We start from the raw sequence: 5,129 nt of genomic DNA, 5'->3' as shown, positions 1-5,129 counted from the left end.
GAAAATGGAAGAGATATACCTTAACGGAGGCCCAGCTTACGGTGGACTTGCTGCAGTTGACCTTTACATTGGAGCAACAGCCCTTCCTGAAAATGACCCAAGAAACGAAGTTTATCCCGGAAAGTTTGAGTATGGCGGTGCCCACGTAATTGAGGATTTAATTGCAGGGGAGGATATAGAGCTAGAAGCTTACGCCTATGGAACAGATTGCTATCCAAGAAGAGAAATAAAAAAACTAATAAACATAAAAACTATTAACGAAGCTATTCTGTGTAACCCAAGGAATGCATACCAAAACTATAATGTTGGTGTGAATAAGTCTTCAAGAACAATCTATACATACATGGGAATACTGAAACCAAACTTAGGAAATGCGACCTATTCAAGTGCTGGTCAATTAAGCCCTCTCCTCAACGATCCTTTCTTTGAAACTATAGGAATTGGAACAAGGATTTTCTTAGGGGGAGGCGTAGGATACGTTGCATTCCATGGGACTCAGCACGCTCCATTTGGAGTAAAAAGAAGCAAGAAAGGTCAGCCGATGGGCGGTTCTGGAACTTTAATGGTCATTGGAGACATGAAACAAATGTCAACTGACTTTGTAAAAGCAGCTTCTCTTCTAGGGTATGGAGTTTCCTTATTTGTTGGTGTTGGAATACCTATCCCTATCCTAAATGAGAGGATAGCCTACTACACTTCAGTTAAAGATGACGAGATATTTGCCCCTGTGATTGACTATTCTGTAGACTATCCATCTGGAAATGCAAAGCCCTTAAAGTATGTAAGTTACGGTGAACTTCGAAGAGGTTACATAGAAATAGACGGAAAGAAAGTACCAACATCCCCTCTATCTTCCTACTATAAAGCAAGAGAAATAGCCAACATCCTTAAAGAGTGGATAAAGAGCGGTGAATTTGAACTATCTAAACCAGCAGCAACATTGCCGGCACCAGAGCCTACAGTAAAGATAGAATACGATGAGAGAAAGGAGTAAAAGATGAAGTTTAAGGTTTCTGTTCCAGCCTCGACGAGTAATCTGGGACCGGGTTTTGATGCCCTAGGACTTGCTTTAACTTTGTATAACGATTTTGAAGTGGAACCTTCAGATTTTTACTCTGTAGAAATAGAAGGTGAAGGAAAAGACGACCTTCCAAAAGATGAGAAGAACCTTTTCTTAAGAGCATATAGAAGCACAATGGAATATCTTGGACTTTCTCAACCGATAAAGGTAAAACTTACAAATAGAATTCCACTTGGAAGGGGTCTTGGGAGCTCTGCCACAGCAATAGTTGGAGGAATCTTAGCTGCAGAAAAAATAGCTGGAAAGAAACTCTCAATAGCAGAAGTAATAGACATCGCCTTCAAGTTTGAACCCCATCCAGATAACGTCCTACCAGCTTATACTGGAGGCTTTGTCGTTGCAGCTACAAACGGAGATTTATCCTACATAAAGCTTGATTTTCCTGAAGAACTAAAAGTGATAATCGTTGTTCCTGAACTATTCCTATCTACAGAAGAATCAAGGTCTGTCCTTCCAGAAAAATACGACAAGAAAGATGTAATTTTTAACATTCAAAGAGTTGCGCTATTTTTAGGTGCTTTACAAAAGAAAGATTTTGAACTTTTAAAAGAAGCTGTTAAAGATAGGATTCACCAACCATATCGTTGTGATCTAATACCTTCTTTCTGGGAGATCCTCTCTGAAGGATACAAAGCCGGTGCTTACGCAGTTTACCTTTCTGGAGCTGGAAGCTGCATAGGGGCATTAGCTGATAAAAACTTTAACGAGATAGGGAAAGCAATGTGCAACGTATTTGATGCTCTTGGAATAGAGTCGAGATACCTTGTCTTAGACGTGGATAAAAAAGGTGCAAGAATAGAAAATGTTTAAAACTTGACCTTAGCGTTTTTTCTGTTATAAATTTAGCCTCACGATTTAAGAGTAAGAGTGGAGGTAGTAAGGATGTATGCTGTTATAAAAACAGGAGGAAAGCAGTACGTAGTGGAGCCTGGTCAGGTTCTAAAGGTTGAGAAAATCAACCTACCTGAGGGCTCTAATGTTGAGTTTGAAGCTCTAATGATAAGGGATGACAACAAAGTTGTAGTAGGAGATGAAGCTAAAGCTTTCAAGGTAAAGGCAACTATCGTAAGACATGGAAAAGGTAAGAAGATTATTGTTTTCAAGTACAAAGCAAAGAAACACTACCAAAGAAAGTATGGACACCGTCAGCACTTTACAGAGATTAAAATTGATGAAATTGTAAGCTAATTGGGGGTTCGTCATGGCACATAAAAAAGGTATGGGTTCAACCAAAAACGGAAGGGATTCAATTGGTAAAAGATTAGGAGTTAAAAGACACGACGGACAAGTCGTTAAAGCTGGAAATATCCTAGTTAGACAAAGAGGAACTTCTATCCACCCAGGACTAAACGTTGGAATGGGTAGAGACTATACTCTTTTCGCTCTTGTTGACGGCGTAGTCAAGTTTGAAACTAGAAGAAACAAGAAATTTGTAAGCGTATATCCTGTTCAGTAATCTATCCTCCCCGCCTCTCGCGCGGGGAATTAATTCTAAAGTTAATTATCCCCAAAATACCAAAATCCCTATCCCTAAAATTTCTCCAACAATAAGGGCAAGAAATCCGGGAGTTACCATTTTAAAAAGTTCATTTGTTCCCATAGAGAGAGTTAAAAACCACTTAAAAATAGTATTTACAGTTGCAGCTATAACTATTGAAATAACTGCAGGCAAAAGAGAGAGTTCATTCGCCATAAAGAGTTTAGAAACCGTAAGAGTTATAGCATCAACATCGGAAAGTCCAGAAATAGCAGCAATTATGTAAAGTCCATAATCTCCAAGATACTTTAAAGTATTTCGTGATATAAAAAGAATAAATGCGTAAAAAGCCCCGAATTTTATAGCATTTGAAAGCTCATACGGATTTTTAACATCCACTTTTGCTCTCTCTCTTTTTTCCAAGCTTGATATTCTGTAAGCAAAGAAAATTCCGAAAATAAAAGCTGTAAAGAAAGGAACTAAAAGGTACTTAGTAAACTGAACGCTTATAAGACCTGTAATGAAAACCATTCTGGGAAACATTATTGCTGAAGCTCCAACGATACCTGCAGCATACTCAGGAATTAAAGTTTTATTGACTTTAGATAGAGAGGAAAAAGTTGCAGAAACTGCTGTACTTGAAACAAGACCGCCCAAAAGTCCCGTAAAAAGAATTCCCCTTTCCCCTGCAACTTTTGTCAGAAAATAACCTATAAAATCAATGGTGGAGATAATAACAACCATTGTCCAAACTTCCTTAGGATTAACACCATAAAGGGAAGTATCTGGTAAAAGGGGATAGAGAATAACACTAACGGCTGCAAACTTTAAAAATGCAAAAAGATCTTCAAGGGTTAAATGTTTTACAAACTTGTGCATCTGTTCCTTAAAGCTAAGAATAGAAAGGACCGCTATAGCAAGAACTGAAGCAAGCTGAAATTCACCTTTATAACAGAGAACTCCTATTAGAAAAGTTAAAATTGCAGAAATTTCGGACGTTAACCCCGGAAGTTTTTCAGGAAGCTGGGCAACAATCAAAAGAGCGACAAAAGAAAGGACTACTATGTATAAAAGTGGCTCTCCAAAGTAAGACGAAATATGAGCTGAAAGAGTTCCTAAGAGAGAAATTAAAATGAAAGTTCTAACTCCTCCAAATCCCGGAGCTCCCTCTTTCTGCCTCTTATATTCCCTTTCTATTCCAACAAGCCCACCAAGGATTATAGAGACAAAGTAAGGTTGATAAAGTTTCCATGTATCTGAGCTAATAACTTCCTTCAGAAAATCAACCATAAAGTTCCTCTTCTAAAACCTTTTTCATTGTATCTACAGGAGCTTCTTTCTCTGTCCATATCTTAAAAGCTATAGCTCCTTGATGGATAAGCATTCCAAGCCCATTAATTGTTTTACATCCCTTCCCTTTAGCAGCTTTTAAAAGAGGTGTTTCTGCAGGATTGTAAATGATGTCAACAACAGTTATTCCTTCTGGAATTAGTTCATAGTTAAAAAGTTTAGGATCGCTTTCTTTCATTCCAATAGATGTTGTATTAATCAATATATTTGTATCCTGTAAAAGAGATTCAACTACATTTTCCTTTAACTGGAAAACTAAAACATTCCCTTTCTTTGAGAGAAGTTCTCCAACAGCCTTAGCCTTAGAAAAACTTCTATTAACAATATTTATAAACTTTGCCCCTCCCTTTAAAACTGCATAACCAACAGCTCTTGCAGCCCCTCCAGCCCCTAAAATCGTGACTCTCTTTCCTTGAAGTTCTACACCCTCTTCTATAAGAGAGTTTAAAAAGCCATCGGCATCGGTATTGTAGCCGATAAGTTTCCCATCCTCGTTTTTCACAGTATTAACAGCTTGTAAAAACTCTGCATCCTCACTTAAAAAATCAAGATACTCTACAATACTTTCTTTATGAGGAACCGTAACATTGAAACCTTTAACGTTTAAAGCTTTCAGTCCTTTAACCGCTTCTTCTAAGCTTTCAGGATTTACTTCAAAAGGAACATAAACAGCATCAATCCCTAAATGCTGAAAAGCAGCAGTCTGCATTAGTGGAGAAAGAGAGTGCTTTACAGGATAACCAATAATACCGTAAACGGAAGTTTTTCCTGTAAGCTTCATTTTACCTCCTTGGAAAGTTTTTAAATGCCTTAAGATTTTAGCCTCAAAAAAAGATATGATATAAAAGGAATTATAAGAGTTCTAAAAAATAAAATGAAAATACCATGAACCTTTCAGTAAAAAAACTTAGAAATAAGCTCAATCCTTTAGGCTTTTTCCTCTACTATTTTTCCTTAGTTTGCAGGAAATCGGTTATTCAAAGAAAGAAAAACATTAACACATTCCAATTTAACTTTCTTCATGGACAGACTAAACATCATAACTTTAGCACTTATTTTTCGTTTATTCGTTAAGTTATCGTTAAACATTGGAATAGTTCACAACGTCCTTATTTATCTTCCCCTATGGTTCTTTGATTTCTTCAACGTATCCAAAAATTTAAGCCCCCTTAGCAATCTGGAACTTATAATTAGCCTTTTCGTTTTATTCAAGATTTTAAA

At 37.1% G+C, this 5,129-nt stretch carries 7 protein-coding genes; 5 read left to right on the top strand and 2 right to left on the bottom strand.

Going from position 1 to position 5,129, the window contains the following annotated elements; genetic code table 11:
• From ABGX27_07930 to rpmA, 4 genes are all read left to right on the top strand, one after another.
• Window positions 1–994: homocysteine biosynthesis protein (locus ABGX27_07930; GenBank protein ID MEO2069417.1), on the top strand; the 994-nt coding region annotated here is incomplete at its 5' end.
• A 3-nt stretch (window positions 995–997) separates the two neighbouring features.
• Window positions 998–1,891: a homoserine kinase gene (thrB, locus tag ABGX27_07925; GenBank protein MEO2069416.1), complete on the top strand. Its 894-nt coding sequence runs from the start codon at window positions 998–1,000 to the stop codon at window positions 1,889–1,891.
• 72 nt (window positions 1,892–1,963) lie between these two features.
• Entirely contained in the window at window positions 1,964–2,269 is a 306-nt protein-coding gene (gene rplU, locus ABGX27_07920; protein MEO2069415.1) for a 50S ribosomal protein L21, read from the top strand.
• Window positions 2,270–2,282: 13 nt separating this feature from the next.
• Entirely contained in the window at window positions 2,283–2,537 is a 255-nt protein-coding gene (gene rpmA, locus ABGX27_07915) for a 50S ribosomal protein L27 (protein MEO2069414.1), read from the top strand.
• 45 nt (window positions 2,538–2,582) lie between these two features.
• Here the strand turns inward: rpmA and ABGX27_07910 are convergent, their stop codons facing one another.
• Together ABGX27_07910 and ABGX27_07905 are read right to left on the bottom strand one after the other, a co-directional pair.
• Window positions 2,583–3,848, bottom strand: coding sequence for an MgtC/SapB family protein (locus ABGX27_07910; GenBank protein ID MEO2069413.1), 1,266 nt, complete (start codon window positions 3,846–3,848; stop codon window positions 2,583–2,585).
• Entirely contained in the window at window positions 3,841–4,689 is an 849-nt protein-coding gene (locus ABGX27_07905; GenBank protein MEO2069412.1) for a shikimate dehydrogenase, read from the bottom strand. Before ABGX27_07905 ends, ABGX27_07910 begins: the two co-directional genes overlap by 8 nt.
• A gap of 240 nt (window positions 4,690–4,929) precedes the next feature.
• Between ABGX27_07905 and ABGX27_07900 the strand changes: the two genes are divergently transcribed.
• On the top strand, window positions 4,930–5,129 hold a 200-nt coding region (locus ABGX27_07900), incomplete at its 3' end, for a hypothetical protein (protein MEO2069411.1).

This window comes from Desulfurobacteriaceae bacterium, assembly GCA_039832905.1.
Lineage (GTDB): Bacteria > Aquificota > Aquificia > Desulfurobacteriales > Desulfurobacteriaceae > Desulfurobacterium.
The sequence above is the reverse complement of the archived record's forward strand: the minus strand, read 5'-3'. Positions and strand labels throughout refer to the sequence as shown.